The organism is Burkholderia sp. Ac-20384 (genome assembly GCF_017104605.1).
GTDB classification, from domain to species: domain Bacteria; phylum Pseudomonadota; class Gammaproteobacteria; order Burkholderiales; family Burkholderiaceae; genus Burkholderia; species Burkholderia lata.
This window is the reverse complement of sequence record NZ_JAAGPE010000047.1, coordinates 21316-47741: the sequence shown is the minus strand read 5'-3', so window position 1 is coordinate 47741 and position 26426 is coordinate 21316. Positions and strand designations below refer to the sequence as shown.

Below are 26426 nucleotides of genomic sequence, written 5' to 3'. Positions count from 1 at the left end.
CGTGAGCCTGCTGAAGGAATGCGGCGTAACCGACGTCCGGCGGCACGCGGGCCGCTTCGAACCCGAATACTGCGATGACTGCGGCGTGCCGCTTTACGCGGATCCGCTCGGCGAAATCGTCCACGCAGAAATGCCGGAAGACGCGTCACCCGCCCAGCCGCATTTCCACTGACCCGCAGCACAGCAGGCCCTGATGGCCTGCCCACCTGAAGCCGCTCACGGTTCCCGCCGGAGCGGCTTTTTACTTGTCTGCCCTCCCGCCGCCCGAAATTTCATACTTTTCCTAAGCCTTTCAGCCAAGCAGACATCGTGTAAGGTCTTTGTCATCATCAGACCCAAGGCATGCCAGACGGCAGATCAATGGCTCACATTATGGAGGTTGAATATGCGGTTCCTGATGCTCAATTCAGACGCCGAGCGGCGTGACGGACTGAAGGCCCTGTTGCGACAGATCGACCGCCACGCCGGCATCAACGATGCGCCCGACAGTTTCCAGGCGCGCAGGCTGCTGCGTAACCAGCGTTTCGACCTCGTCGCGATCGACTGGCTCGACGTCGGCCGGCTCAGCGAGCTTCAGGCGATCTGCAACGCTTGCTCGCCGACACCCGTCGCCGTCCTGGTCGACGAAACGTCACCCGAAGCCATCCAGCGCTTCTTCAACTACGGTGTTGCCGGCGTGATCCCGCATTCCACGCGTCCACACCTGATCGTGCGTGCGCTCGAGATCGTGCTGCTGGGCGGGCACTACATCCCGCCGATCGCGCTCCGCCTGCTGCCCTCTACTGCTGCGGCGCGCTACGATGCCCATTTCCAGACACTCGCCGGGTCACTTCCCCGCCGGCCGCCCAGCGGCCTCTTGTCGCCGCGGCAAGCGCAGATCATGCGCTTCGTCCACATGGGCAGCACCAACAAGATGATCGCCCGCACACTCGGCATCAGCGAAGGCACCGTCAAGATCCATCTCGCCAGCATCTTCCAGCAGCTTGGTGCCGCCAACCGCGCCGCCGCGGTGGCGATCTACAACGGCTGGCTGTCGCCCCACCTCGAGGTACTGCTGGCGAACCGCAGTCGCGCGCGCAAGCCGCCCATCGGCGAACACGGCCCGGTGCCGCTGCGTACGCAACGGAATGACCGCCCGTACCCGTTGCCTGCCTCGATCGACAGCGCACAGGACCTGCCGATCGCCGCCGAGCCACCGGCGCGGTTCCGGCGGGAACGCTAGGCAAACAGTCTCGATATTGCGACGGTCGGCGTGTGCGGATTCCCACCTTTGATGCTCAACGAGTAATATGGACGCATGGGTTTTCTTTTCACACCGCTTCCGCTCTGGGTTGGCATCGGTGGCTGGATCGCCGCCGTGGCCCTGCTCGCGCTCGCGATCTGGAATCGTCCATTCGTACGCCTGCAGGACGCCACGCTCCAGCACGTGTGGCTCGCGCTCGTCACCGCCATTGCGGTCCTCTGGGCCTCGAATGCGTGGCTCGAAGATGGCATCGTCATGCATCTGCTCGGCGCGACGCTGCTCGTCACATTGTTCGACTGGACACTCGCACTGATCGCGATGGGCGCCGTCACGGCGGTCGCCGCGATCATCTTCGACGCGCCCTGGCAGGGCATTGGCCTGACCTATCTGATCTACGGCGCGCTGCCGGTCGCCGTGTCGGCATTGCTGCAGCGCGCCGCACTCGCATGGTTGCCACACAATCTCGCGTCGTTCATTACCGGTCAGGGGTTCCTGTCACCGGCCATCGCGATCATCGCGGTCGCCGCTGCTGCGGCCGGGGTCCAGCTCGCGCTCGCGGATGGCGTGCCCGTCGTGATTCCCGCCGGCTATCTGCTGAACACCGCGCTGCTCGCACTCGGCGAAGCGTGGTTCACCGGCATGGCGACGGCACTCATCGCCGTCTATCGCCCCGCCTGGGTCACGACCTTCGACGTCCGGCGCTATCGTCTCGGCGGCCCGCGCGCCTGAATTGCCCTCTGGCGGCGGCACCGTCATCCCGTGCCGGCAGCCCCTCGCGCAGTGCGGCAGAATGCGACATCTACTGCCGCACAACTTTTTTACGCTAAGATTGAACTCCGGTTCTTCATCGGGCATCTATACGTGCCCGATGTCTCATTCGCTCCTCACCAATAACCAGATGGACAGCTCTCCTGCGTCGCTCCGGATTTTCCGGGCGCTCGGCAAGCTGGCAGCCTGTATTGCGGGCTTGTCGCTTGCGCTTCCGACACCGGCATTCGCCGATCTGCTCGACCAGCGCTCCGAACTGATCAACAAATTCGTCAACGAAATGCATGCCGATCCGCTCGCCGCCGATTGTGCAGCGCACGGCAGCTTCATCGCCAGCACGTCGTCGGCCTTCGACCGCGTCGACTTCGCGCCGAACGCATTCGACAGCGGCAACGCGACGCTCACGCCATGGAACGACTCGTTCGACCAAGGCAAGCAGCGCGTGAAGGTCGACAATATCGTCACGGTCGACGGCCTCGGCATCCATAGCGACGGCAGCGACCCGACGCCGCTGAAGTTCCGATGCGGCTATGTCGGTCAGCAAATGCTCGCGTTCAGCTGGAACGACCCGGTTCCGCCGCTAAAGCCGCGCGTCGAGCGCTCCTCGTCCTCGACGAAGAAATTCAAGGGCAAGTCGCACCGAGGCAAGGGCAAGGCAAAGGCATCGGGCCGCACCGGCAGCAAGAAGGCCGTCGCAACGAAAAAATCGAGCGGCCAGAAGAAGGTCGTGAAGAAAGCCGCGAAGAAGTCCTGATACGGCGAAGCGACACCGACAGAAGCGAAAAAGCCGGGGCATCCTGAGATGCCCCGGCTTTTTTCATGTAGCGACGCTACGCTTACGCGAACGTGTCGACGTGCACCAGGATCGCCGCCAGCATCGCTGCGCCAAGCGCCGCGCTGCGCTCGCCGTTCCAGCCGACTCGTTCGTCGGGCAGGTTCGCGTTGTCCTTGAACGGCATCTCGAGCGTCAGCGACAGACAGCCGAACTGGTGGCCGATGTACTTCGACGCGAGCTTGAGCGCGTCCTCCTTGTACTTGCTCGCGGCATAGCCATGCTCCGTCTGGAAGTCAGGGCTGGCGACCTTGAACGCGTCGATGAACGCGGTCTGCTCCTTGCCCTGCTGCTCGGTGAAGCTCGGCAGCATCTCGGACCCGGCAACGAACACGTACGGCAGATCCTCGTCGCCGTGAATGTCGAAGAACATGTCGCAGCCGATCGCATGGATCGCATCGCGTACGGCCAGCACCTCGGGGCTGCGCTCGGCATCGGGCGCCATCCACTCGCGGTTCAGGTTCGCACCTGCCGCATTGGTGCGCAGGTTGCCATGCACGCTGCCGTCCGGGTTCATGTTCGGGACGATGTGGAACGTCACGCGATCGTAGAGCTTGCGCGCGACCGGATCGCCGGCCCAGTCGCCCCATCCGGCCAACCGCTTGACGAGGCCTTCGACGAACCATTCGGCCATCGACTCCCCAGGATGCTGGCGCGCGATGATCCACACCTTCTTCTTCGGCATGCCGTCGGTTTCCGGCGTACCAAGCGTCAGCAGCGACATCGGGCGACCTTCGACCGTGCGGCCGAGTTCGACGACGCTCGCCTGCGGCAACTGCTGGACCGCGCCGAGAAACGCCGCGTGACGCTCTTCCGAGTACGGTTCGAAATACGCGTAGTAGATGCTGTCGAATTCCGGCGTGTGATCGATGGTCATCGTCTTGCCGTCGAACGTCGTCGGCACGCGGAACCAGTCGACCCGGTCATAGCTCGCCACCGCGCTGTAATTGCGCCAGCCCGACGGATACGCACATTCGGCAGCATTCTCGAACGTCATCACGCAGCGCTCGCCGCGCGCGCCCGTCAAACGGTAGTAAAACCATTGCGCAAATTCCGAGCGGGTGTCGCCGCGCACGCGCAGCCGAATCGCGTCGGGACTGTCGCAGGACACGACGTCGATTGCGCCTGCGTCGAATTTGCTGGTGATCGAAAGGGCCATCTGTCTCTCCTTGGGCGACCGGAACAGGCGGTGTAGCGCTTGCCCGGCCTCATGCATGCGCCGGCCGTCTCGTGAACGGCCGGCTGGGTCACTCGCCGACTCGCCGGCGATATACGTAAGTCGAATCGTTCGACGCGGCCGCATCGAACGCATAGCCTTCCGTCGCGAAATCCTTCAGCGCCTTCGGGTCGGTAATGCGGTTCTCGACGATAAAGCGTGCCATCAGGCCGCGCGCACGCTTCGCATGGAAGCTGATGATCTTGTAGCGGCCGCCCTTCCAGTCCTCGAATACCGGCGTGATGACGGGCGCGGCCAGCAGTTTCGGTTTGACCGACTTGAAATATTCGGTCGACGCACAGTTGACCAGCACACGCGCCGCGCCGCTGCGCGTTTCGAGTTGCTCGTTCAGCGCCCGCGTGATGCGGTCGCCCCAGAACGCGTACAGATCCTTGCCGCGCGCATTCGCGAAGCGCGTACCCATCTCGAGCCGGTACGGCTGCAGCAGGTCGAGCGGACGCAACAGCCCGTACAGGCCCGACAGCACGCGCACGTGCTGTTGCGCATAGTCGAGATCGGTGGACGACAGCGATTTGGCGTCGAATCCTTCATATACGTCGCCGTTGAACGCGAGCACGGCCTGCTTCGCGTTGGCCGGCGTAAAGGTCGTCGACCAGTCCGCGTAGCGCTGGAAATTCAGGCGCGCGAGCGGATCGGAGATATCCATCAGCGTCGCGATGTCCTGCGGCGAAAGCTTGCGCAGGCCGTCGATCAACTCGGACGCGTCGTCGACGAATGCAGGCTTCGTGTAAGACTGGACGTGTGCGGGCGTATCGTAGTCGAGGGATTTGGCTGGAGAGAGAACGATTATCATAGAGGCTCGCTGGCACGCCGTGCCTTGCGGTCAGACGAAAACCACCGATTGTAACGAATGACCCGCTCTCTCGCCCCGCATGCCGCACATCGCGTCGTGCTCGACTCGAACGTCTGGATCGACATCCTCGTATTCGACGACCCCGCTACGCGCCCGATCCGAGCCGCGCTCGAACGCGGCACGCTTGCTGCCGTGATCGACGGCCGCTGCCTGACCGAACTCGAGTATGTGCTTGATTATCCGCAGTTCCAGGCGCGCGCCGTTGACAAGGCGGCTGCGCTCGCGACCGTCGCTCGCCTCGCGAGCCTCGTCGAGCCGCCGGCAGTCGACGCCGACGCGCCGCCCCTGCCGAAGTGCAAGGACCGCGACGACCAGAAGTTTCTGGAACTCGCCCGCGCCGCCCAGGCCGAGTGGCTCGTATCGAAAGACCGCGCGCTGCTGAAGCTTGCGAAGCGCACCGCACGCGACTTCGGCTTCCGGATCGCGCAACCCGCACCGTTTGCCGAGGCCTGCGCGCTCGACGCCACGACGGCCTGACGCACGCACCACCACCCGATTTCGACCGTATCGATGAACGCTCCTTCAGACATGCCAACGACTCCCGTTTTCCCCTCGCGCCTGCCGAACGTCGGCACGACGATCTTCTCGGTCATGAGCGCGCTTGCCGCAGAAAAAGGCGCGGTGAACCTCGGCCAGGGCTTTCCGGATTTCGACTGCGATCCGCGCATCGTCGATGCGGTTGCCACGGCGATGCGCAACGGGCACAACCAGTATCCGCCGATGGCCGGTGTCGCGCCGCTGCGCGACGCGATCGCAGACAAGATCGCGCAGGTCTACGGCCGGCGTTACGATCCGGCCACCGAAATCACCGTCACGGCCGGCGCGACGCAGGCATTGCTGACCGCGATCATGTGCACGGTGCATCCGGGTGATGAAGTGATCGTCGTCGAGCCCACCTACGACAGCTACCTGCCGTCGATCGAACTCGCGGGCGGCAAGCCCGTGTTCGTCACGCTGGAAGCGCCCGACTACGCGATCCCGTTCGACCGTCTGGCGGCCGCAATCACGCCGAAAACGCGCATGATCCTGATCAACACGCCGCATAACCCGACGGGTACCGTGTGGCGCGAGGCGGACATGCGCAAGCTCGAGGAGATCGTGCGCGGCACCAACGTGCTGATCCTGTCCGACGAGGTCTACGAGCACATGGTCTATGACGGCGCGCGCCACGAGAGCGTCGCGCGCTATCCGGAACTCGCCGCGCGCAGCTTCATCGTGTCGAGCTTCGGCAAGACCTATCACGTGACGGGCTGGAAGGTCGGCTATGTCGCAGCGCCTGCCGCGCTGACCGCGGAATTCCGCAAGGTCCACCAGTTCAACGTGTTCACGGTGAACACGCCGATGCAGATCGGGCTCGCCGACTATCTGCGCGACCCGGCGCCGTACCTGACGCTTGCCGACTTCTACCAGAAGAAGCGCGACTTCTTCCGGGCAGGCCTCGAGCGCACGCGCTTCAAGTTGCTGCCCTGCACGGGCACGTACTTCCAGTGCGTCGATTATTCGGCGATCAGCGACCTGCCGGAAGCGGAATTCTCGAAGTGGCTCACGTCGGAGATTGGCGTGGCCGCCATTCCGGTGTCGGCGTTCTATCACGAGCCGCACGAATCGGGCGTCGTCCGATTCTGCTTCGCGAAGCAGGAAAGCACGCTCGCGTCCGCGCTCGAGCGGCTCGCCCGCCTGTAAGGCCCGCACGGGCGGCCGCACGCCGCCCTGCGGGAATCGCGCTTACGAGCGCGCGACGCTCGTCGCGTCGATATACGCCTTGCGCTCGGCCGCCACGCGCTGCGCGGCAGGGCGCTCGCCCACCGTCTTCGCATGCGCCTTCCAGTCGATGCCTGCATCGAGCAGGAAATCGCGACCGTAGATGGCCCTCGTCGCCATGCCGATGACCGGCAGATGGACCCAGGCGGCGATGTCCGCGAGGCCGAACGACTCGCCGAGCACGTACGGCGAAAACTGCGTCATCTGCTTGAACGCATCGATCGCGCGCGGCAGGCGCTTCTCGACGTGCGCCTTCATTCCGTCGCTGACCTTGCCGCCGAAAAACGCTTCGGTGTAGACCTCGCGCGCCATCCATTCGAGATACAGCTCGAGCGTCTCGATCAGTTCGCGCACTTTCGCGCTCGCGAACGGGCTTGCCGGAAAAATGCCTTTCTCGGGATAGCGCGCGGCCAGGTACTCGATGATCACCTGCGACTCGAACAGCGCGCCTTCTTCGGTCTTCAGAAACGGAATCTTGCCGAGCGGCGAATCGACGAGCTGCGCCGGATCGCTGATCGGCAAACCGCATACCGACTCTTCGAACGGAATGTCGTGCTCGAGCAGGACGAACTTCACCTTGTTGTAATAGTTGGACAACGGAATACCGCACAGCTGTAGCATCGGAGTCTCCTTCCTTGCTGAAGCGCGGCCGCATCAATGCCGGCCGCATCGGGATTCATCGCGCTGAAAAGCACGTTCGTGCTAGTCTAAAGCAAGTTTTGCGTTCGTCACGACAACAATACATCTGCTACGGCATCGGCCGCATCAGCACGCACGATGCGCCCGCCGCCGCAGCCCCGCCATCCGATGGAGACACGCTCGCATGAGTGCTGAACTGCTGGCCTCGCGTCCGCCCGAGAGCGAATCGACGCTCGTCCTCACGCTATCCAATCCCGGCGCACGCAATGCGCTGCATCCCGACATGTACGCGGCCGGTATCGAAGCGCTCGCCACCGCCGAACGCGACCCCGGGATCCGCGCGGTAGTGCTCACCGGCGCCGATCGCTTCTTCTGCGCGGGTGGCAACCTGAACCGGCTGCTCGACAACCGCTCGAAGGATCCGTCCTACCAGGCCGACAGCATCGATCAGCTCGCTGCATGGGTAGCGGCGATCCACGCTTCGACGAAGCCGGTGATCGCTGCGGTAGAAGGCGCAGCCGCCGGCGCGGGCTTCTCGCTCGCGCTCGCGTGCGACCTGATCGTCGCCGCGCACGATGCGAAGTTCGTGATGTCGTATGCACGTGTCGGCCTGACGCCCGATGGAGGCGGTTCGTGGTTCATCGCGCGCGCGCTGCCGCGTGCGCTCGCGGCCGAGATCCTGTTCGAAGGCAAGCCTGTCGCAGCCGAACGCCTGCACACGCTCGGCGTCGTCAACCGGCTTGCCGTGCCCGGCGCGGCACTGACCGATGCGCTGGCATGGGCCGATGCGCTCGCCGGCATCTCGCCGAACGCACTCACGCGCATCAAGTCGCTGCTCGACGACGCGACGATGCAACCGCTCGATGCGCATCTCGCCACCGAGCGCGATCATTTCGTCGCGTCGCTGCATCATGCGGACGGGCTCGAAGGCATCACCGCATTTCTCGAGAAACGCCCGCCCCGCTACAAGCGCTGAGCCGCCGCGCCGGCTATTGAATCGACGCACCGCCACCGCATCGACCCGATGCGGCACGGCGCCCCCCCCATCCAGACGACTCGGGACGACGTGTGATTGCCCTCGGCGCCGTGTCGCTCAACACGCGCACTCGCGCCTGCGCACGCGCATCGGCACGCACATTTCCGTCGCCAGCAGCTCATATCGATCCATGCTCTAATGACCGCCTGTCGCGGCGCTGCCGGCGCCGTTTTCGCGCATGCCACAAAGGAGTTCACGATGATCGACGTCTATAGCTGGGCGACCCCGAACGGCCACAAGGTGCACATCATGCTCGAGGAAACGGGCCTCGCTTATCGTGTCCATCCGGTCGATATCGGCGCGGGCGACCAGTTCAAGCCGGAATTCCTGACGATCAGCCCGAACAACAAGATTCCCGCGATCGTCGATCCGGACGGCCCCGGCGGCCGGCCGATCTCGCTGTTCGAATCCGGCGCGATCCTGATCTACCTCGCGGAGAAGACCGGCAAGTTCCTGCCGACCGATCCGGCCGCACGCTACGCGACGCTCGAATGGCTGATGTTCCAGATGGGCGGGGTCGGCCCGATGCTCGGGCAGGCGCATCACTTCCGCCTGTATGCGCCGGAGAAGATCGAATATGCGGTCAACCGCTACACGAACGAGGCGAAGCGCCTGTACAACGTGATGGACAAACGTCTCGGCGAATCCAAGTATCTCGCGGGCGACACGTACACGATCGCGGACATTGCGACGTTCCCGTGGACGCGCTCATGGCAGAACCAGGGCATCGTGCTCGACGAATTGCCGAACGTAAAGCGCTGGTACGACGCGATCGCTGCACGACCGGCCGTGCAGCGCGGTGTCGAAGTGCTTGCGTCGATGCGCAAGGCGCTGCAGGACGACAAGGCGCGCGAGGTGCTGTTCGGCGCGACGCAATACGCGAAGCACTGACGCGCATGTGAAAAGCGGAGCGGCATCCGTGCATGCCGCTCCCCGCTTCAGAAGTAATGCAGCGTGATGAATTCCGCCGCACAAACAGGCAGCGGCGCATCGGGACGCTCGACCTGCATCGTCACCGACCACGTCACCTGCACACCGTCCCGCGCGGCCTCGGCGGTTTCGTTTACCGCAAACAGCGCCCGCACGCGCGCGCCGACTGGCACCGGCTTCAGGAACCGCACGCGGTTCAGTCCGTAGTTCACGCCCATCTTCTGCTCGAAACGCAGCGCGTCGGCCATCAACGCCGGAATCAGCGACAGCGTCAGGAACCCGTGCGCGATCGGGCCACCGAACGGCGACTCGCGTCGCGCGCGTTCGGGATCGACGTGAATCCATTGATGATCGCCGGTCGCATCGGCAAAGCCATCGACACGACGCTGGTCGATCGAGAGCCAGCCGCTCGCGAGCGGCTCTGCGCCAACACGCGCCTGCAGCGCCTGTGCCGATGCGATCAGCGGCAAGGTCACGTCGGTCATGCCTGCTTGCCTCCCGGATGGCGCAGCCCGAAGATCACCTTGGTATGCACGGTGATCACCGTCTCACCGGCGCTGTTCACGCCGACCCACTCCGTCGACACGATGCCGCGGTCGGGCTTGCTCTCCGACACGCGCTTGTCGTGCACCTTCTGATACATGGTGATCGTGTCGCCGGCGCGCACCGGCTTGAGCCAGCGGATCGAATCGATGCCGGGCGAGCCCATGCTCGTCGAATCCGACCCGAGCTTCTTGATGAGCAGGCTCATGAACACCGAACACGTATGCCAGCCGCTCGCGACGAGCCCGCCGAAATGCGACGCTTTCCCGGCCTCTTCGTCGAGATGGAACGGCTGCGGGTCGTAGCGTTGCGCGAACGCCTTGATGTCGTCGGGTTCGAACGTGTAACGGCCCACTTCGGTGGTGCTGCCGACCACCAGGTCTTCGTAACTGATGCCCACTAGGTGTCTCCTTGTCTGGCGCGCTCGCGCGTCACCGTCATGCCTCGTCGGTCTGCGCGAAATCGGGCAGCGCCGCGATACGGGCGAGATGATGATCGGTGTCGCCGAGCGTCGTCTCAATGATCGTCAGCCGCTTGAACAGGTGCGCGGCGGCAACCTCGTTAGTCACGCCCATGCCGCCGTGCAGTTGAACGGCCTGCTGGCCGACGAAGCGCGCGGCGGCGCCGACACGTGCTTTCGCGGCCGACACGGCCTTGCGCCGCGCATCGGCATCGCCGCTCGCGTAGCGTACGGCAGCCAGGTAGGTCAGCGAGCGCGCCTGCTCGGCATGGATCAGCATGTCGACCATCCGGTGCTGCAGCGCCTGGAAACGTGCGATCGGCACGCCGAACTGTTCGCGTGTCTTCGTGTATTCGACCGTGGCGCGGTTCAGTTCGTCGAGTACGCCGACCGCTTCCGCGCACAGCAGGAACGTCGCGTAATCGGCAACCTGCTCGAGGGCCGCAGCGTCGCGCGCCCCACCCGTCAACAGTCGCGCCGGCGTTTCGTCGAACCCGATCGTCGCGGCACGCTGACCGTCGATCGTCCGGTAGTCGGCCACCTTCGCGTTTGCGGCGTTCCGTTCGACGACGAAGAGGCCGATGCCGCCGCCGTCGACGCGTGCGGGCACGATCCACACATCCGCCTGTGCGCCATGCTGAACGACCGACTTCGTGCCGGTCAGCCGGTACGTGCCGCCCTGCTCACGCGCATGCGTGTCGAGTTCGAACAGGTCGTAGCGCGCATGCGGTTCGTGGAACGCAACCGCCACGCGCTTCTGCCCCTGCGCGATCGCCTCCAGCAGCACCGCATCCTCACCGGCGCTCGAGCCGGCGATACGCAAGGCTTCGACGCCCACTGCCGTTGCCCAGTACGGCTCGATCACGAGCGCGCGGCCGAGTTCCTGCATCACGACCAGCATGTCGACCGGGCCGCCGCCAAAGCCACCCTGCGCGTCCGGCACGGGCAGCGCGGTCAACCCCAGTTCGGCGAACGCGCTCCATTGCGTGTCCGACACGCCCGCATCGCTGTGCACGATTGCCTGGCGCGCTTCGAAGCCGTATTGCTCGCCGAGATAACGGCGCAGCGCATCGGCAAACTGCTGCTGCTCATCGGTAAAGCTGAAATCCATGGTTGTCTCCGTTCCCTGATCACAGCCCCAGAATCATCTGCGCGATGATGTTCTTCTGGATCTCGTTCGAGCCGCCGTAGATCGACGTCTTCCGGTAATTGAAGTAGTACGCGGCAAGCGGCGCCGCATCGTCGTCGCCCGCGATGCTGTGCTCGCGCTGCCCGTCGAGGAACGGTACGTCGAACGGTGCAGCGAGCGGGCCGATCGCATCGACCATCAGCTCGGTGAGTGCCTGCTGCACTTCCGTGCCCTTGATCTTCAGCATCGACGCCTCGGGGCCCGGCCCCTTACCGCTCGTCTCGCGGCTGACGACGCGCAGCACCGTCACCTCGAGCGCCATCAGCTCGACCTCGAGCGCCGCGACCTTCGCGGCAAACACGGGATCGGCGAGCAACGGCTTGCCGTTCTTGCGCTGGTTCGACGCGACACGCTTCAGGAATGCGAGCTCGCGCTTCGACGCGCCGACGCGCGCGATACCGGTGCGCTCATGGCCAAGCAGGTATTTCGCGTAGGTCCAGCCACGGTTCTCGTCGCCGACGAGATTCTCGACCGGCACCTTCACGTCCTCGAAGAACACCTCGTTGACCTCGTGGTCCTCGTCGAGCATGACGATCGGGCGCACCGTGATACCGGGCGTCTTCATGTCGATCAGCAGGAACGAGATGCCCTCCTGTTTCTTCGCGGCCGGATCGGTGCGTACGAGGCAGAACATCATGTCGGCGTACTGGCCTAGCGTCGTCCAGGTCTTCTGGCCATTGACGACGTAGTGGTCGCCCTGGCGCTCGGCGCGCGTGCGCAACGAGGCGAGGTCGGATCCCGAACCCGGCTCCGAGTAGCCCTGACACCACCAGTCGGTGCCATCGAGAATGCGCGGCAGATAATGACGTTTCTGCGCTTCGCTGCCGTATTTCATCAACACGGGCGCGACCATCGATACACCGAACGGCAGCACGGTCGGCGCGCCGATCCGCGCGCACTCCTCGTCCCAGATGTGTCGTTGCGTCGCGTTCCAGCCCGGGCCGCCGTATTCAACCGGCCACGCGGGCGCAGACCAGCCGCGCTGGCCGAGAATCCGGTGCCAGCTCGCGAAATCCTCGCGGTCGAGTCGTTTGTGATCGAGTACTTTGGCGCGCAGTGCGTGAGGCAGGTTGGCCTCAAGCCAGGCGCGGACGTCGACGCGGAACGCGTCGTCGGCGGGGGAATAATCCAGATCCATGCGCAGTGTCTCCTCGCCGCGGCCGTCGTCCGACCGGGCAGGGACTCACTGCATACGTCATTGCAGCGGTTCTTTCAGCGCGGCAGGAATCGGCAGCGGCATCACGTCGATGCCTTCTTCAGCCAAGGATTGCGCATCTTCGGGCGTCGTAACGCCACGAATGCTGCGTGCCGGCGCCTCGTTGTAATGGATGCGCCGCGCTTCCTCGGCGAAGCGCTCGCCCACATTCTCGGTTTTCTCCAGCACCTCGCGCAGTGCACGCATCACCTGCGCCTGCAGCGCACGCGGATCGGCCGGCTGTGCCTGCGTCGCGCCCGACAAGTTCAGGCGCGGCGCCGACGGCAGACGGTTGACCTCGGTCGTTCCACACACCGGACATTCGACCAGCTTGCGGGACAACTGCGCTTCGAATTCATCGGCGGAAGCGAACCAGCCTTCGAACCGATGACCGTGCGGGCACTGTAAATCGAGGACCTTCATGCTGAATCAGGGCGTGTGAGGAGTGTAGCGCAAAAAGCCGTTTTGTGAACGATCGTGCTAAATTTCGATGGCGCGACGCGGCGGCACCGCGTCACCGGATTGTAACGCGGCGCCCCACCCGCCGCTGACGCCGCGCTCAGGGCGTCAGGACGGGCCCAAGCGGCCACGTGCCGGACAGTACCTTGTCGAGCCACATCGTGCCGATGATCGTCTTCACGTCGGAGATCTGGCCCGTGCGCACCCACTCCTGCAGATCGGCCTGCGTCGCGGTGAAGGTCTCGAGGAATTCGCCTTCGTCGAGCTTGCGCTCGCCGGCCGTCAGCCCGCGCGCCAGGTACAGGTCGATGAATTCGGTCGAATAGGAAATGATCGGGTGAATCCGGGCGAGGAACACGTATTCGCGTGCCGTGTAGCCGGTTTCTTCGCGCAGTTCGCGTACCGCGCATGCGAGCGCGCCTTCGTTCGGATCGAGCTTGCCGGCCGGGAATTCGGCCATCACCTTGCCGATCGGGTAGCGATACTGGCTTTCCATCAGCACGCGCCCGTCGTCGAACAGCGGGATCACCATCACCGCGCCCGGATGCTGGACGTATTCGCGCGTGGCTTTCTTGCCGTCCGGCAGACGGACGGTATCGCGCTTGAGCTTGAGGAACGAGCCTTCGAAGATCGCCTCGCTTTCGAGGCAAGTTTCGGTCAGTGCGGCGTCGTGATTGGGTAGTTCGGCCATCGGCGGCTCCGGGAATGAGCGCGACGGCCAAGGGCCAGTCCGCGCTAATAACAAGCTTGCGCTGGCCGCCAGAAGGGCCGAGCGCAAGGACTGCGACGCAGCGAATACTCGACGTATTCGCAAGGAGCATGACGCCGCGATCGGCCCTTCTGGCGGCCAGCCCCACTACAGTATTTTTTCAATCAGGGGAGCGCGCCTTGCCGGCCGTACTGCGGCGTCGATCGTCGCTTGTTTGGCTCGGCCAAACGGCGCTCCTCACTCCTTGCATTACGGCCGGTACGGCGCGTTCGCAAGCTTGCTATTAGCGCGGACCGGCCCTTGTCAGCGTCGTTTGACGAGATACTGGAACGTGAAGCCGGGAAACGCGAACACGATGAAAAGACTGAACGTGATCGCGTAGAACTGCCAGCCCTGTTCGAAGCGGTTGCCGGCGCGCGACTCGAGCCAGAAGCCCAGCGCGCCAACGATGAAATACAGCACGATCAGCTCGCCGATCCGCACCCACCCGCTCTTCTTCGCCGTGCCGAACGGCACGACGGCGAAGAGGCGTTGGTTCAGGAACGGCAGGTTGGCGCAGACGAGCGCCAACAGCACGATAAACCAGCCGGCTGCCGACATTACAGCGGCGGCAGCGTGTGACGAATTGCCTGCAGGCAGGCCGTCAGCAGCGGGCTCGGGATCAGGCCGAGCACCACGACCGCCAGGCCGTTCAGCACGAGGATCGTGCGCTTGCAGAAATCGCCCGAGATCGGGGTCGTATCCTGCGGTGCATCGAAGTACATCAGCTTCACGATGCGCAGGTAGTAGAACGCGCCGAACAGCGACGTGATCACGGCCAGCACGGCCAGCCATGTGAGACCCGCGTTGACGGTCGCCTCGAGCACCGCGAGCTTCGCGTAGAAGCCGACGGTCGGCGGAATACCTGCCAGCGAGAACATCATGACCATCATCACGAACGCGAACACCGGGCTGCGCTTGTTGAGGCCCTTGAAGTCGTCGATCGTCTCGGCTTCGAAATCGCGGCGTGCGAGCAGCATCACCACGCCGAACGAGCCGAGCGTCGTGATCAGGTAGACGATCGCGTAGAACATCGCCGAGCTGTATGCATTCGCCGGTGCCGTTGCGTCGCCCTTCACGATGCCCGCAAGCAGGCCGAGCAGCACGAAGCCCATGTTCGAGATCGCCGAGTACGCGAGCATCCGCTTGATGTTGCGCTGGACGATACCCGTGATGTTGCCGACGATCAGCGACAGTGCGGCCAGGATCACGAGCGCGGTCTGCCAGTTCTGTGCGAGCGGCAGCAGGCCCATCACCAGGAAGCGGAGGCCCCACGCGAACGCGGCAACCTTCGGGCCGCCGCCGACGAACAGCGTCATCGCGGTCGGTGCGCCCTGGTAGACGTCCGGCACCCACATGTGGAACGGCACGGCGCCGAGCTTGAATGCAATACCGGCGACGATGAAGACCACGCCGAACATCAGCACGGCTGCGTCGGTGTTGCCGCTGACCGCCTTGTACACCTCGCCCAGCTCGAGCGAGCCGGTCGCACCGTAGAGCATCGAGATGCCGTACAGCACGAAGCCCGACGCGAGCGCGCCCAGGACGTAGTACTTCATCGCAGCTTCGCTCGACTGCGCGGCGTCGCGGCGCAGCGCGATGACGGCGTACAGCGACAGCGACATCAGTTCGAGACCGAGGTACAGCGTCAGGAAGTTGTTGCCCGACACCATGACCAGCTGACCGAGCAGCGAGAACATGCCGAGCAGGAACACGTCGCCGCGGAACATGTCGCGATCTTCGAGGTACTTGCGCGAATAGACGAGCGAGACCGCGAAACCGAACGACACGACAGCCTTCATCGTGCTCGCGAACGAGTCGACAACGACCATCTTCGAGAAGAAGTAGTACTGCTGCGGGTCGAGTGCCTGCACCGCGAACCACACGCCGGCGACAACCGACGATACGACCGCGATCAGATAAGTCAGGCGGCGGCCGGAAGCACCGGTAAAGGTGTCGTTCAGCCATGCGACGACGATGGCGGCCATCACCAGCGCGTCAGGCAACAGGACATTCATAGGAGCGTTCATGATCTTGAGTTCCTCCGCTCGCGATTACTGGGCCAGCGGCAGCTTCGACTGCGCGACATGGGAGAGGAGGTTTTCCACGGAAACGTGCATCACGTCGGTGAAGGGCTTCGGATACAGGCCCATCAGCATCGTGAACGCGGCGAGCACAGCCAGCATCAGGAATTCGCGACGGCCGATGTCCTTCAGCTTGGCAACGTGATCGTTCGCAACCGCGCCGAAGTACACGCGCTTGTACATCCACAGCGTGTAGGCAGCGCCGAGGATCAGCGTGAATGCCGCACCGAATGCGATCCAGAAGTTGTACTGGACGGCAGCGAGAATCACCATGAACTCGCCGACGAAACCCGACGTGCCCGGCAGGCCGCAGTTGGCCATCGAGAACAGCATCGCGAATGCCGCGAACTTCGGCATCACGTTCACGACGCCACCGTAATCGGCGATCTGGCGCGAGTGCACGCGGTCGTACAGCACGCCGATGCACAGGAACATCGCGCCCGACACGAAGCCGTGCGAGATCATCTGGATGATCGCGCCTTCGACGCCGAGCTGGTTGAAGATGAAGAAGCCGAGCGTGACGAAGCCCATGTGCGCGATCGACGAATACGCGACCAGCTTCTTCATGTCGGACTGCACCATCGCGACGAGGCCGATGTAGATCACCGCGATCAGCGACAGCGTGATCACGACGGGAGCCAGGAAGTGGCTCGCGTCAGGCGTGATCGGCAGCGAGAAGCGCAGGAAACCGTACGCACCGAGCTTCAGCATGATCGCAGCCAGCACGACCGAGCCGCCCGTCGGCGCTTCCACGTGCGCGTCCGGCAACCAGGTGTGGACCGGCCACATCGGCACCTTCACCGCGAACGCGAGGAAGAAGGCAATGAACAGCAGTATCTGCGGCGTCATCGCGATCTTGGCGTTCTGCCACGTCGCGAGGTCGAACGAATGCGTTTCCGTGTACAGGTAGATCAGCGCGACCAACATCAGCAGCGAGCCGGCCAGCGTGTACAGGAAGAACTTGAATGCCGCATACACGCGGTTCGGGCCACCCCACACGCCGATGATGATGTACATCGGGATCAGGGTCGCCTCGAAGAACACGTAGAACAGCAGGCCGTCGGCCGCCGAGAATACGCCGATCATGATCCCGGACAGGATCAGGAATGCCGCGAGGTACTGCGCGACGTTCTCGGTGATCACTTCCCATGCGGCGATCACGACGATCACCGTGATCAGCGCGGTCAGCACGACGAACCACATCGAGATGCCGTCGACGCCGAGGTGATACGCGATGTCGAAGCGTTCGATCCAGGTCGACTTCTCGACGAACTGCAGCGCAGCCGTGCTCGAATCGAAGCCCGTGATCAGCGGGATCGTGACCGCGAGACCGAGCAGCGAACCGATCAGTGCGATCCAGCGGGCCGTCCCCGGATTTTTGTCGTTACCCACCGCAAGCACGAGGAGGCCGAAAACGATCGGCAACCAGATCGCGGTACTGAGAATCGGAAAAGCGTGCATTAAGTTGTCCCCCGCCTTATTTGCCGCCGAGCGTTACAAACAGGGTCAGGAGCCCCAGCATGCCGATGATCATGGCGAACGCGTAGTGATAGATGTAACCGGATTGGAGGAAGCGGATCACGCCGGCGAACCAGCCGATGAACCGGGCGCTGCCGTTGACGAGGCCGTCGATCACCACGACGTCACCCTCCTTCCACAGGCCGCGGCCGATCGCCACCGAACCACGGGCGAACACCACTTCGTTGATCTTGTCCATGTAGTACTTGTTGTCCAGCAGCGTGTAGATCGGGCCGAACGCGCGGCGGATCGACGCCGGCAGTTCCGGACGCTTCAGGTACAGGAACCACGCGACAACGACACCGGCGAGCGCGAGCCAGACCGGCAGGCCCGACACCGAGTGCAGGCCCATGCCCACCCAACCGTGGAACTCTTCGGCCATCTCGGCCAGGGCCGGATGGTTTTCGCCGATGAAGATCACCTTGTCGAATGCAACGCCGTGCTGGAAGAAGTCGCCGAACAGCATCGGGCTGATCGCGAACGCGCCGATGATGACCGACGGGATCGCCAGCAAGACCAGCGGCACCCACACGACCCACGGGGTCTCGTGCGGTTCGTGCGCGTGATCGTCATGACCGTGGCCATGGCCGTGGTCGTCGTGGCCATGCGCAGCCGCCATGCCCATCGGCGATTCCGGATGCTTCGGCTTGCGGAAACGCTCTTCGCCGTGGAACACCAGGAAGTACATGCGGAACGAGTACAGCGCCGTGACGAACACGCTCGCGACGACCGCGAAGTACGCGAAGCCCGAACCCGGCAGGTGCGACAGCTTCACCGCGTCGATGATCGAGTCCTTCGAGTAGAAGCCCGAGAAGAACGGCGTGCCGATCAGCGCGAGCGAACCGACGAGCGACGTGATCCACGTGATCGGCATGTACTTGCGCAGGCCACCCATGTTGCGCATGTCCTGGTCGTGGTGCATGCCCATGATGACCGAGCCTGCGCCAAGGAACAGCAGTGCCTTGAAGAACGCGTGCGTCATCAGGTGGAACACGGCGACCGGGTAAGCGGACACGCCGAGCGCGACGGTCATGTAGCCGAGCTGCGACAGCGTCGAGTACGCAACCACGCGCTTGATGTCGTTCTGGACGATGCCGAGGAAGCCCATGAAGAGCGCCGTGATCGCGCCAATCACCGTGATGAACGACAGCGCGGTATCCGACAGTTCGAACAGCGGCGACATGCGCGACACCATGAAGATGCCGGCGGTCACCATCGTCGCCGCGTGAATCAGCGCGGAGATCGGGGTCGGGCCTTCCATCGAGTCCGGCAGCCACACGTGCAGCGGGAACTGTGCCGACTTACCCATCGCGCCGATGAACAGGCAGATACAGGCAACGGTCAGCAGGCCCCAGTCGGTGCCCGGGAAGTGCAGGCTCGCGAGTTCCGCGCGCTTTGCGAACACTTCGCCGTAGTTCATCGAGCCGGCGAATGCGAGCAGCAGGCCGATGCCGAGCAGGAAGCCGAAGTCGCCCACGCGGTTCACGAGGAACGCCTTCATGTTCGCGTAGATCGCGCTCTCACGCGTGAAGTAGAAGCCGATCAGCAGGTACGACACCAGACCCACCGCTTCCCAGCCGAAGAACAGCTGCAGGAAGTTGTTGCTCATCACGAGCATCAGCATCGAGAACGTGAACAGCGAGATGTACGAGAAGAAACGCTGGTAGCCGTCTTCTTCCGCCATGTAGCCGATCGTGTACACGTGCACCATCAGCGAGACGAAGGTCACGACGACCATCATCATCGCGGTCAGCGAATCGACGAGGAAGCCGACTTCGAGCTTCAGCGAGCCGACGTTCATCCATTCGTAGACGGTCGCGTTGAAGCTTGCGCCGCCCATCACGTCGAAGAAGACTTTCGCCGACAGGAGGAACGCGATCATTACGCCGAGGATCGTGATCCGGTGTGCGCCCTTGCGCCCGACTGCGTTCCCGAACAGCCCCGCAATCAGCGAGCCGGCCAGCGGAGCGAGCGGAATCGCCAGCAGCAGGTTTTCATTGAGTGTCGTTGACATAACAGCGTTGCCTGAAATTAACCTTTGAGCTGATCGAGATCCTCGACATTGATCGTGTCGAGCTTACGGAACAGGGTCACCAGAATCGCGAGGCCGATCGCGGCTTCCGCTGCGGCGACGGTCAGCACGAAGAACACGAAGATCTGGCCGTGCACATCGCCGAGGTAATGCGAAAACGCGACGAAGTTGGTATTCACCGCCAGCAGCATCAGTTCGATCGACATCAGGATGATGATGACGTTGCGGCGGTTCAGAAAGATCCCGACGATCGCGATCGCAAAGAGGATCGCGCCGAGCACGAGGTAGTGAGCAAGAGTCAGCATGATTTTCTTTTCCTCCGCTTAGCCGTTGGTGCCCGAACCGGCTTCGCTCTGCGCCGCTTCCGGCTGCGGCTTTTCCGCTTCCATCTTCACGAGGCGCACGCGGTCGTTGCGGCGCACCTTGACCTGATCCGACACGCGCTGGCGCTTGCTGTCCTTGCCCTTGCGCTCGGTCAGCCCGATCGCGGCAATGATCGCGACCAGCAGCACGAGGCCGGCGATTTCAAACGCGAAGATGTAGTCGGTGTAGATCACCTTGCCGATCAGGCGCGTGTTCGACCAGTTGGCCATCTCACCCGTCGCCATCGCGTGCACGGTCTGCGTGTCGCCGTAGCCGCGCCACAGGATCAGCGCGGTTTCGATCACGATGATCGCGCCGACCACGGTCGCCATCGGGACGAAGCGCTTGAAGTCGCGGCGCAGGTAGTCGATGTTGATGTCCAGCATCATCACGACGAACAGGAACAGCACCATCACCGCGCCCACGTAGACCAGCACCAGCAGGATCGCGAGGAACTCCGCTTCCAGCAGCATCCAGATCGCGGCGGCGTTGAAGAACGCCAGCACAAGGAAAAGCGCAGACGCCACCGGGTTGCGCGAAGTGATCACCTTCAGCCCTGATACCACCAGGAGCAGCGCGAAGATGTAGAACAGTACGGTCGTGAATTCCATGATTACCGGTTCATCGTTAGGCCATAGTCAGGCGCGGCTTGCGGGACGCTCTTGCGAGCCGCACCCGTCGCGGCGGCTCGGCCCGTGCATCGGGCCGGCACTGCAAACACAATCAACGATACGGCGCGTCGGCAGCCTTCGCCGCGGCGATGTCCTTCTCGTAGCGATCGCCCACCGCGAGCAGCATTTCCTTCGTGAAATACAGGTCGCCGCGCTTTTCGCCGTGGTACTCGAGAATCTGCGTCTCGACGATCGAATCGACCGGGCAGCTCTCTTCGCAGAAACCGCAGAAGATGCACTTCGTCAGGTCGATGTCGTAGCGCGTCGTGCGGCGCGTGTTGTCCGCGCGCGTTTCCGATTCGATCGTGATCGCCATCGCGGGGCACACGGCCTCGCACAGCTTGCACGCGATGCAGCGCTCTTCGCCGTTTTCGTAGCGGCGCAGCGCATGCAGCCCGCGGAAACGCGGCGAAATCGGCGTCTTTTCTTCCGGGAACTGCACGGTGACCTTGCGCTTGAACGTGTAACGGCCGGTCAGCGCGAGCCCCTGCAGGAGCTCGGTCAGGAAGAAGGTCTTAAAGAAGTGTTGGATTGCGCTCATGATTTCGTCCGATTACTTCACCCAGATGTTGAGCGGCGACATCATCCAGAAGCCGACCACGACCACCCAGACCACCGTGACGGGCAGGAACACCTTCCAGCCCAAGCGCATGATCTGGTCGTAACGGAAACGCGGGAACGTCGCGCGAACCCAGATGAACACCGACAGCAGCGCGAATATCTTCAGCACCAGCCAGAAGATGCCCGGAATGAACGACAGGAATTCGAACGGTGCATCCCAGCCGCCGAGGAACAGCGTCGCGGTCAGCGCCGAGATCACGATCATGTTGATGTACTCGGCGAGGAAGAACAGCGCGAACGCCATACCCGAGTAATCGATCATGTGACCGGCAACGATTTCCGACTCCCCTTCCACCACGTCGAACGGGTGGCGGTTCGTTTCGGCGATGCCCGAGATGAAGTACACGACGAACGCCGGCAGGAGCGGCAGCCAGTTCCACGACAGGAAGTTCACGCCGTGGCCGGCGAAGAAGCCGTGCTGCTGCGAACCGACGATTTCCGACAGGTTCAGGCTGCCGGCCGTCATCAGCACCAGCACCAGCGCGAAGCCCATCGAGATTTCGTACGACACCATCTGTGCCGCGGCGCGCATCGCGCCGAGGAACGCGTACTTCGAGTTCGATGCCCAGCCCGCGAGAATCACCGCGTACACGCCGATCGACGAGATCGCCATCGCGTACAGCAGGCCCGCGTTGACGTTCGCGAGAACCGCTTCGGCCTGGAACGGGATCACGGCCCACACGGCGAACGCCGGCACGACGGTCATCACCGGCGCGATCAGGTACAGCCAGCGGCTGGCGGCGCTCGGCTGAATGACTTCCTTCAGCAGCAGCTTCAGCACGTCGGCGATCGGCTGCAGCAAGCCGCCGGGGCCGACGCGGTTCGGGCCGAGACGCACGTGCATCCAGCCGATCAGCTTGCGTTCCCACAGAATCAGGTACGCGACGCACAGCAGGATGACGACGGAGACGACGAGGATGCGCACGATTGCCCACACCGTCGGCCATGCGAAGCCGAGAAGCTGGGACCCGCCCGCGTTGATCGTATCGAACAAGCTCATTTACGCCTTCTCCACCACCAGTTCACCGGACAGGCTGCCGAGCGCTGCGCCGGCAGGCGTTGCCGCCGACACGCGAACGACGGTCTCCGCAAGATTCGCGTCGCGCACGGCCGGCAACTGCACCGCACGCTCGCCCTGGCGCACGCGCACCGCGTCGCCTTCCTTCAAGCCCAGCTTGTCGAACAGCGCGGCCGGCAGGGCTGCGGCATTCGCCGCCTTCGCGGCGGTCGTCAGGTGCAGCGCACCCGCGCGGCGCACGAGTGCGTCGGCGTGATAGATCGGCACATCGGCCAGGCGCTCGAAACCGCCGTTCGCGGCATTCGCCGCGACGCGCACCGGCGCGACCGACGTCTGGTTCGACAGGCGGCCCGCGACGCCGGCGTCGCCGAGCGCGGCGAGACGCACTTCTTCCGAGGTCTCGTATTCGAAGTTCGGCAGGCCGAGCACGCTGCCCAGCACGCGCAGCACCTTCCAGCCCGGACGCGTGTCGCCGAGCGGGCGCACCACGCCGTTGAAGCTCTGCACGGTGCCTTCCGCATTCACGTACGTACCGGCCGTTTCCGTGAACGGCGCAACCGGCAGCAGTACGTCGGCGTAGTCGAGGCCATGCTTGAACGGCGACATCACGACGACCATCTCAGCCTGGTTCAGCGCGGCGAGTGCCTGCGCCGGATCGGCGGTGTCGAATTCCGGCTCGACGTTCAGCAGCACGTAGCCCTTGCGCGGCTGCTCGAACGCTTCGCGTGCGTTCAGGCCGCCTTGGCCCGGCAGTGCGCCGACGACGTGCGCGCCGACCGTGTTAGCCGCTTCCGTCAGGAAGCCGAACGTGGCGCCGGTGTTGTCGGCGATCCACTTGGCGACGGCGTGCAGCTTGGCGAATTCCGGATGGCGGACCGCGACGTTGCCGAGCAGCACCGCGCGGCGTTCGCCGTTCGCGAGCGACTGGGCGACAGCCTGAGCGGCCGGCGATGCCGTGACGCCTGCCAGCGCGTCGGGCAGCGCGACGCCGCGCAGTTGCGCGACGGCCGCTGCGATACCGGCCAACTGGTCGAGCCATGCCGACGGTGCTGCAACGATGCGCTGCGCGGTCGGAATCAGTGCGTCGTCACCGGTTGCGTGCAGGAAGTGCAGCTTCGCGCCGTTCTTCGCGGCCTGACGCAGGCGCGAGGCGAACAGCGGGTGGTCGCGGCGCAGGAACGAACCGACGACGAACGCGGCATCCACGTTCGACAGGTCGGCGATCGGCATGCCGAGCCACGGTGCGCCCTGGACCGGCGCCGAGAAATCCTGCTGACGCAGACGGAAGTCGACGTTCGGCGTCTTCAGTTCGTTGGCGAGCTGCTTCACGAGGAACAGCTCTTCGGCCGTGCTGTGCGCGCTCGCGAGCATCGCCAGCGCGTTCGCGCCGTGATCCGCGGCGATGCCCTTCAGGCCCTTCGCGACGTATTCGAGCGCGGTCTGCCAGTCGGTTTCGATCCACTGGCCGCCCTGCTTCAGCATCGGCTTCGTCAGGCGCTCTTCGCTGTTGAGGCCTTCATACGAGAAGCGATCCTTGTCCGAGATCCAGCATTCGTTGATGGCTTCGTTCTCGAACGGCAGCACGCGCATCACGCGGTTGTTCTTCACTTGCACGACGAGGTTCGCGCCGACGGAATCGTGCGGGCTCACCGACTTGCGGCGCGACAGTTCCCACGTACGGGCGCTGTAGCGGAACGGCTTGCTGGTCAGCGCGCCGACCGGGCACAGGTCGATCATGTTGCCCGACATTTCGGAATCGACCGTCTTGCCGACGAACGTCGTGATTTCCGAATGCTCGCCGCGGCCCAGCATGCCGAACTCCATCACGCCGGCGATTTCCTGGCCGAAGCGGACGCAGCGCGTGCAGTGGATGCAACGCGACATTTCTTCCATCGAGATCAGCGGGCCCACGTTCTTGTGGAACACCACGCGCTTCTCTTCCGAGTAACGCGACGACGACTTGCCGTAACCGACCGCCAGATCCTGCAGCTGGCATTCGCCGCCCTGATCGCAGATCGGGCAGTCGAGCGGGTGGTTGATGAGGAGGAATTCCATCACCGACTGCTGCGCCTTCACGGCCTTGTCGGATTGCGTATGGACGATCATGCCGGCCGACACGGGGGTCGCGCAGGCAGGCACGGCCTTCGGCATCTTCTCGACTTCGACGAGACACATCCGGCAGTTGGCCGCAACCGACAGTTTCTTGTGATAGCAGAAGTGAGGAATGTACTTGTCCGCCTTGTGCGCAGCCTGGATCACCATGCTGCCTTCGGGCACCTCGACCTTCTTGCCGTCTATTTCAAGTTCAACCATGATGGTGAATGGTCCTTAACCTATTTCCGCCCGTTCGCGCCTTCGCCCGACCGTGCGCTCAAATTCCGCAACCGGGTTCGCTTCAGGCTGCCGCCGCGTGCGCGTGGCCGCCGACCATGCAGTGCTTGTGCTCGACGTGGTACGCGAATTCGTCCCAGTAGTGCTTGAGCATCCCGCGTACCGGCATCGCCGCCGCATCGCCGAGTGCACAGATCGTGCGGCCCATGATGTTCTCGGCAACCGAGTTCAGCAGGTCCAGATCTTCCTGGCGGCCTTCGCCGTGCTCGATACGATTCACGACGCGATACAGCCAGCCGGTGCCTTCACGGCACGGCGTGCACTGACCGCACGATTCTTCGTAGTAGAAGTACGACAGGCGCAGCAGCGAGCGCACCATGCAGCGCGTCTCGTCCATCACGATCACCGCGCCGGAACCGAGCATCGAGCCCGCCTTCGCGATCGAATCGTAGTCGAGATCCGTCTGCATCATGATGTCGCCCGGGATCACCGGCGCCGACGAACCGCCCGGAATCACGGCCTTGATCTTCTTGCCGCCGCGCATCCCGCCGGCGAGCTCCATCAGCGTCGCGAACGGCGTGCCGAGCGGCACTTCATAGTTGCCCGGACGCTCGACGTCGCCCGACACCGAGAAAATCTTCGTGCCGCCGTTGTTCGGCTTGCCGATCTCGAGGTAATTCTGCGGCCCGATGGACAGCAGGAACGGCACCGCGGCGAACGTCTCGGTGTTGTTGATCGTGGTGGGCTTGCCGTACACGCCGAAGCTCGCCGGGAACGGCGGTTTGAAGCGCGGCTGGCCCTTCTTGCCTTCGAGCGACTCGAGCAGTGCCGTTTCTTCGCCGCAGATGTACGCGCCGTAACCGTGGTGCGCGTGCAGCTGGAACGAGAATTCCGAGCCCATGATGTTGTCGCCGAGGAACCCGGCAGCGCGCGCTTCATCGAGCGCGGCTTCGAAGCGTCGATACACTTCGAAGATTTCGCCGTGGATGTAGTTGTAGCCGACGGTGATGCCCATCGCGTACGCGCCGATGGCCATGCCTTCGATCAGCGCGTGCGGGTTCCAGCGCAGGATGTCGCGATCCTTGAACGTGCCCGGCTCGCCTTCGTCCGAGTTGCAGACGAGGTACTTCTGCCCCGGGAACTGACGCGGCATGAAGCTCCACTTCAGGCCGGTCGGGAAGCCCGCACCGCCACGGCCACGCAGGCCCGACGACTTGACGTCGGCGATCACCTGCTCGGGCGGAATCTTTTCTTCGAGAATGCGGCGCAGCTGCTTGTAGCCGCCGCGCGCAACGTAGTCTTCGAGATGCCAGTTCTCGCCGTTCAGACCAGCGAGGATCAGCGGTTTGATGTGACGGTCGTGGAGGGACGTCATTTCGAGAGCTCCTCAAGCAGCTGGTCGATCTTCTCGCGGCTCATGAAGCTGCACATTCTGTGATTGTTCACCAGCAGCACCGGCGCATCGCCGCACGAGCCCATGCATTCGCCTTCCTTCAGCGTGAACTTGCCGTCGGGCGTGGTCTCGCCGAAGCCGATGCCGAGCTTCTGTTTCAGGTAGTCGGCAGTCGCTTCCGCGCCACCGTCCGGGCCGAGCTGGCACGGCAGGTTCGTGCAGAGCGTGATCTTGTGCTTGCCGACCGGGTTGAGCTCGTACATCGTGTAGAACGTCGCGACTTCCTGCACGGCAACGGCCGGCATGCCGAGATAGTCCGCGACGAACTGCATCAGTTCGGGCGACAGCCAGCCGTGCTCTTCCTGAGCAACGGCCAATGCCGACATCACGGCGGACTGTTTCTGATCGGCGGGATACTTCGTCAACGCTCGATCGATTTCCTTCAGGCCTTCAGCTGAGATCATTTTCAGACACGACTCTTTCAATTCCTACCGAACGAACA

General features: G+C 63.8%; 29 protein-coding genes. 9 read left to right on the top strand and 20 right to left on the bottom strand.

Going from position 1 to position 26426, the window contains the following annotated elements:
* From G3O00_RS12165 to G3O00_RS12150, 4 genes are all read left to right on the top strand, one after another.
* Positions 1-172 (top strand): DUF2863 family protein (locus tag G3O00_RS12165; RefSeq protein WP_206143065.1); only part of this gene is annotated, 172 nt, incomplete at its 5' end.
* 213 nt (positions 173-385) lie between these two features.
* Positions 386-1222: a response regulator transcription factor gene (locus G3O00_RS12160; protein WP_011352674.1), complete on the top strand. Its 837-nt coding sequence runs from the start codon at positions 386-388 to the stop codon at positions 1220-1222.
* 75 nt (positions 1223-1297) lie between these two features.
* Positions 1298-1972 carry an energy-coupling factor ABC transporter permease gene (locus tag G3O00_RS12155; protein WP_011352675.1) on the top strand — a complete coding sequence of 225 codons (675 nt, stop codon included), beginning with the start codon at positions 1298-1300 and terminating at the stop codon, positions 1970-1972.
* Between the two features lie 139 nt (positions 1973-2111).
* Positions 2112-2765 (top strand): hypothetical protein, encoded by a 654-nt coding sequence (locus G3O00_RS12150; RefSeq protein WP_174935309.1) that lies wholly within the window; start codon positions 2112-2114, stop codon positions 2763-2765.
* A gap of 82 nt (positions 2766-2847) precedes the next feature.
* Here G3O00_RS12150 and G3O00_RS12145 read toward each other — a convergent pair whose 3' ends face one another.
* Together G3O00_RS12145 and yaaA are read right to left on the bottom strand one after the other, a co-directional pair.
* Complete coding sequence (locus tag G3O00_RS12145; RefSeq protein WP_206143063.1) at positions 2848-4002, bottom strand: M14-type cytosolic carboxypeptidase; 1155 nt, start codon at positions 4000-4002, stop codon at positions 2848-2850.
* Between the two features lie 88 nt (positions 4003-4090).
* Entirely contained in the window at positions 4091-4873 is a 783-nt protein-coding gene (gene yaaA, locus G3O00_RS12140; RefSeq protein ID WP_206143062.1) for a peroxide stress protein YaaA, read from the bottom strand.
* Between the two features lie 57 nt (positions 4874-4930).
* Between yaaA and G3O00_RS12135 the strand changes: the two genes are divergently transcribed.
* Together G3O00_RS12135 and G3O00_RS12130 are read left to right on the top strand one after the other, a co-directional pair.
* On the top strand, positions 4931-5410 hold the full coding sequence (locus G3O00_RS12135) for a putative toxin-antitoxin system toxin component, PIN family (RefSeq protein WP_206143061.1): 480 nt from the start codon (positions 4931-4933) through the stop codon (positions 5408-5410).
* Positions 5411-5443: 33 nt separating this feature from the next.
* Positions 5444-6616, top strand: a complete 1173-nt coding sequence (locus G3O00_RS12130) for a pyridoxal phosphate-dependent aminotransferase (RefSeq protein WP_206143060.1) — start codon at positions 5444-5446, stop codon at positions 6614-6616.
* A gap of 42 nt (positions 6617-6658) precedes the next feature.
* On the opposite strand, the gene G3O00_RS12125 is transcribed toward G3O00_RS12130, so the two are convergent.
* Positions 6659-7315, bottom strand: coding sequence for a glutathione S-transferase (locus G3O00_RS12125; RefSeq protein WP_206143059.1), 657 nt, complete (start codon positions 7313-7315; stop codon positions 6659-6661).
* Positions 7316-7329: 14 nt separating this feature from the next.
* On the opposite strand from G3O00_RS12125, the gene G3O00_RS12120 reads away from it, so the two are divergent.
* From G3O00_RS12120 to G3O00_RS12110, 3 genes are all read left to right on the top strand, one after another.
* The gene (locus G3O00_RS12120) at positions 7330-7521 is read left to right on the top strand and encodes a hypothetical protein (protein WP_206143058.1); all 192 of its coding nucleotides are present in this window, start codon (positions 7330-7332) and stop codon (positions 7519-7521) included.
* Positions 7518-8309 (top strand): enoyl-CoA hydratase, encoded by a 792-nt coding sequence (locus tag G3O00_RS12115; protein WP_011352682.1) that lies wholly within the window; start codon positions 7518-7520, stop codon positions 8307-8309. The genes G3O00_RS12120 and G3O00_RS12115 overlap by 4 nt, the downstream gene beginning before the upstream one ends.
* Positions 8310-8567: 258 nt before the next feature.
* Positions 8568-9260: a glutathione binding-like protein gene (locus G3O00_RS12110; protein WP_206143057.1), complete on the top strand. Its 693-nt coding sequence runs from the start codon at positions 8568-8570 to the stop codon at positions 9258-9260.
* A 47-nt stretch (positions 9261-9307) separates the two neighbouring features.
* On the opposite strand, the gene G3O00_RS12105 is transcribed toward G3O00_RS12110, so the two are convergent.
* The 17 genes from G3O00_RS12105 to nuoE all read right to left on the bottom strand — a co-directional run bounded on the left by G3O00_RS12105 (position 9308) and on the right by nuoE (position 26388).
* Complete coding sequence (locus tag G3O00_RS12105; protein WP_206143056.1) at positions 9308-9784, bottom strand: MaoC family dehydratase; 477 nt, start codon at positions 9782-9784, stop codon at positions 9308-9310.
* A complete protein-coding gene (locus G3O00_RS12100) occupies positions 9781-10242 on the bottom strand; it encodes a MaoC family dehydratase (RefSeq protein WP_011352685.1) in 462 nt (153 codons plus the stop codon). Before G3O00_RS12100 ends, G3O00_RS12105 begins: the two co-directional genes overlap by 4 nt.
* A gap of 37 nt (positions 10243-10279) precedes the next feature.
* Positions 10280-11413 carry an acyl-CoA dehydrogenase gene (locus tag G3O00_RS12095; RefSeq protein ID WP_206143055.1) on the bottom strand — a complete coding sequence of 378 codons (1134 nt, stop codon included), beginning with the start codon at positions 11411-11413 and terminating at the stop codon, positions 10280-10282.
* A gap of 19 nt (positions 11414-11432) precedes the next feature.
* On the bottom strand, positions 11433-12629 hold the full coding sequence (locus tag G3O00_RS12090; RefSeq protein ID WP_011352687.1) for an acyl-CoA dehydrogenase family protein: 1197 nt from the start codon (positions 12627-12629) through the stop codon (positions 11433-11435).
* A 57-nt stretch (positions 12630-12686) separates the two neighbouring features.
* Entirely contained in the window at positions 12687-13109 is a 423-nt protein-coding gene (locus G3O00_RS12085) for a DUF1178 family protein (RefSeq protein WP_043188814.1), read from the bottom strand.
* A 136-nt stretch (positions 13110-13245) separates the two neighbouring features.
* Entirely contained in the window at positions 13246-13836 is a 591-nt protein-coding gene (locus tag G3O00_RS12080; protein WP_011352689.1) for an NUDIX hydrolase, read from the bottom strand.
* 321 nt (positions 13837-14157) lie between these two features.
* Positions 14158-14454 (bottom strand): DUF2818 family protein, encoded by a 297-nt coding sequence (locus tag G3O00_RS12075; protein WP_011352690.1) that lies wholly within the window; start codon positions 14452-14454, stop codon positions 14158-14160.
* The gene (nuoN, locus tag G3O00_RS12070; RefSeq protein ID WP_174935312.1) at positions 14454-15911 is read right to left on the bottom strand and encodes an NADH-quinone oxidoreductase subunit NuoN; all 1458 of its coding nucleotides are present in this window, start codon (positions 15909-15911) and stop codon (positions 14454-14456) included. Before nuoN ends, G3O00_RS12075 begins: the two co-directional genes overlap by 1 nt.
* A 36-nt stretch (positions 15912-15947) precedes the next feature.
* Positions 15948-17438 (bottom strand): NADH-quinone oxidoreductase subunit M, encoded by a 1491-nt coding sequence (locus G3O00_RS12065; RefSeq protein ID WP_011352692.1) that lies wholly within the window; start codon positions 17436-17438, stop codon positions 15948-15950.
* 16 nt (positions 17439-17454) lie between these two features.
* The gene (nuoL, locus tag G3O00_RS12060) at positions 17455-19509 is read right to left on the bottom strand and encodes an NADH-quinone oxidoreductase subunit L (RefSeq protein WP_011352693.1); all 2055 of its coding nucleotides are present in this window, start codon (positions 19507-19509) and stop codon (positions 17455-17457) included.
* A gap of 17 nt (positions 19510-19526) precedes the next feature.
* Entirely contained in the window at positions 19527-19832 is a 306-nt protein-coding gene (gene nuoK / locus G3O00_RS12055; protein WP_006478272.1) for an NADH-quinone oxidoreductase subunit NuoK, read from the bottom strand.
* A gap of 18 nt (positions 19833-19850) precedes the next feature.
* Positions 19851-20501, bottom strand: coding sequence for an NADH-quinone oxidoreductase subunit J (locus G3O00_RS12050; protein ID WP_011352694.1), 651 nt, complete (start codon positions 20499-20501; stop codon positions 19851-19853).
* Positions 20502-20613: 112 nt separating this feature from the next.
* A complete protein-coding gene (gene nuoI / locus G3O00_RS12045; protein WP_011352695.1) occupies positions 20614-21102 on the bottom strand; it encodes an NADH-quinone oxidoreductase subunit NuoI in 489 nt (162 codons plus the stop codon).
* Positions 21103-21114: 12 nt separating this feature from the next.
* Entirely contained in the window at positions 21115-22182 is a 1068-nt protein-coding gene (gene nuoH, locus G3O00_RS12040) for an NADH-quinone oxidoreductase subunit NuoH (RefSeq protein WP_011352696.1), read from the bottom strand.
* Positions 22183-24513 carry an NADH-quinone oxidoreductase subunit NuoG gene (gene nuoG / locus G3O00_RS12035; protein WP_174935232.1) on the bottom strand — a complete coding sequence of 777 codons (2331 nt, stop codon included), beginning with the start codon at positions 24511-24513 and terminating at the stop codon, positions 22183-22185.
* 82 nt (positions 24514-24595) lie between these two features.
* Positions 24596-25906 carry an NADH-quinone oxidoreductase subunit NuoF gene (nuoF, locus tag G3O00_RS12030; protein WP_206143054.1) on the bottom strand — a complete coding sequence of 437 codons (1311 nt, stop codon included), beginning with the start codon at positions 25904-25906 and terminating at the stop codon, positions 24596-24598.
* Entirely contained in the window at positions 25903-26388 is a 486-nt protein-coding gene (nuoE, locus tag G3O00_RS12025) for an NADH-quinone oxidoreductase subunit NuoE (RefSeq protein ID WP_006750460.1), read from the bottom strand. The genes nuoF and nuoE overlap by 4 nt, the downstream gene beginning before the upstream one ends.
* Positions 26389-26426: the final 38 nt, after the last annotated feature.

What these genes read in the sequence shown, in the direction of transcription:
- G3O00_RS12160 (WP_011352674.1), top strand. Translation starts at nt 386, where the DNA reads ATGCGGTTCCTGATGCTCAATTCAGACGCCGAGCGGCGTGACGGACTG.
- G3O00_RS12155 (WP_011352675.1), top strand. Translation starts at nt 1,298, where the DNA reads ATGGGTTTTCTTTTCACACCGCTTCCGCTCTGGGTTGGCATCGGTGGC.
- G3O00_RS12150 (WP_174935309.1), top strand. Translation starts at nt 2,112, where the DNA reads ATGTCTCATTCGCTCCTCACCAATAACCAGATGGACAGCTCTCCTGCG.
- G3O00_RS12145 (WP_206143063.1), bottom strand. Translation starts at nt 4,002, where the DNA reads ATGGCCCTTTCGATCACCAGCAAATTCGACGCAGGCGCAATCGACGTC.
- yaaA (WP_206143062.1), bottom strand. Translation starts at nt 4,873, where the DNA reads ATGATAATCGTTCTCTCTCCAGCCAAATCCCTCGACTACGATACGCCC.
- G3O00_RS12135 (WP_206143061.1), top strand. Translation starts at nt 4,931, where the DNA reads ATGACCCGCTCTCTCGCCCCGCATGCCGCACATCGCGTCGTGCTCGAC.
- G3O00_RS12130 (WP_206143060.1), top strand. Translation starts at nt 5,444, where the DNA reads ATGAACGCTCCTTCAGACATGCCAACGACTCCCGTTTTCCCCTCGCGC.
- G3O00_RS12125 (WP_206143059.1), bottom strand. Translation starts at nt 7,315, where the DNA reads ATGCTACAGCTGTGCGGTATTCCGTTGTCCAACTATTACAACAAGGTG.
- G3O00_RS12115 (WP_011352682.1), top strand. Translation starts at nt 7,518, where the DNA reads ATGAGTGCTGAACTGCTGGCCTCGCGTCCGCCCGAGAGCGAATCGACG.
- G3O00_RS12110 (WP_206143057.1), top strand. Translation starts at nt 8,568, where the DNA reads ATGATCGACGTCTATAGCTGGGCGACCCCGAACGGCCACAAGGTGCAC.
- G3O00_RS12105 (WP_206143056.1), bottom strand. Translation starts at nt 9,784, where the DNA reads ATGACCGACGTGACCTTGCCGCTGATCGCATCGGCACAGGCGCTGCAG.
- G3O00_RS12095 (WP_206143055.1), bottom strand. Translation starts at nt 11,413, where the DNA reads ATGGATTTCAGCTTTACCGATGAGCAGCAGCAGTTTGCCGATGCGCTG.
- G3O00_RS12090 (WP_011352687.1), bottom strand. Translation starts at nt 12,629, where the DNA reads ATGGATCTGGATTATTCCCCCGCCGACGACGCGTTCCGCGTCGACGTC.
- G3O00_RS12085 (WP_043188814.1), bottom strand. Translation starts at nt 13,109, where the DNA reads ATGAAGGTCCTCGATTTACAGTGCCCGCACGGTCATCGGTTCGAAGGC.
- G3O00_RS12080 (WP_011352689.1), bottom strand. Translation starts at nt 13,836, where the DNA reads ATGGCCGAACTACCCAATCACGACGCCGCACTGACCGAAACTTGCCTC.
- G3O00_RS12075 (WP_011352690.1), bottom strand. Translation starts at nt 14,454, where the DNA reads ATGTCGGCAGCCGGCTGGTTTATCGTGCTGTTGGCGCTCGTCTGCGCC.
- nuoN (WP_174935312.1), bottom strand. Translation starts at nt 15,911, where the DNA reads ATGAATGTCCTGTTGCCTGACGCGCTGGTGATGGCCGCCATCGTCGTC.
- G3O00_RS12065 (WP_011352692.1), bottom strand. Translation starts at nt 17,438, where the DNA reads ATGCACGCTTTTCCGATTCTCAGTACCGCGATCTGGTTGCCGATCGTT.
- nuoL (WP_011352693.1), bottom strand. Translation starts at nt 19,509, where the DNA reads ATGTCAACGACACTCAATGAAAACCTGCTGCTGGCGATTCCGCTCGCT.
- nuoK (WP_006478272.1), bottom strand. Translation starts at nt 19,832, where the DNA reads ATGCTGACTCTTGCTCACTACCTCGTGCTCGGCGCGATCCTCTTTGCG.
- G3O00_RS12050 (WP_011352694.1), bottom strand. Translation starts at nt 20,501, where the DNA reads ATGGAATTCACGACCGTACTGTTCTACATCTTCGCGCTGCTCCTGGTG.
- nuoI (WP_011352695.1), bottom strand. Translation starts at nt 21,102, where the DNA reads ATGAGCGCAATCCAACACTTCTTTAAGACCTTCTTCCTGACCGAGCTC.
- nuoH (WP_011352696.1), bottom strand. Translation starts at nt 22,182, where the DNA reads ATGAGCTTGTTCGATACGATCAACGCGGGCGGGTCCCAGCTTCTCGGC.
- nuoG (WP_174935232.1), bottom strand. Translation starts at nt 24,513, where the DNA reads ATGGTTGAACTTGAAATAGACGGCAAGAAGGTCGAGGTGCCCGAAGGC.
- nuoF (WP_206143054.1), bottom strand. Translation starts at nt 25,906, where the DNA reads ATGACGTCCCTCCACGACCGTCACATCAAACCGCTGATCCTCGCTGGT.
- nuoE (WP_006750460.1), bottom strand. Translation starts at nt 26,388, where the DNA reads ATGATCTCAGCTGAAGGCCTGAAGGAAATCGATCGAGCGTTGACGAAG.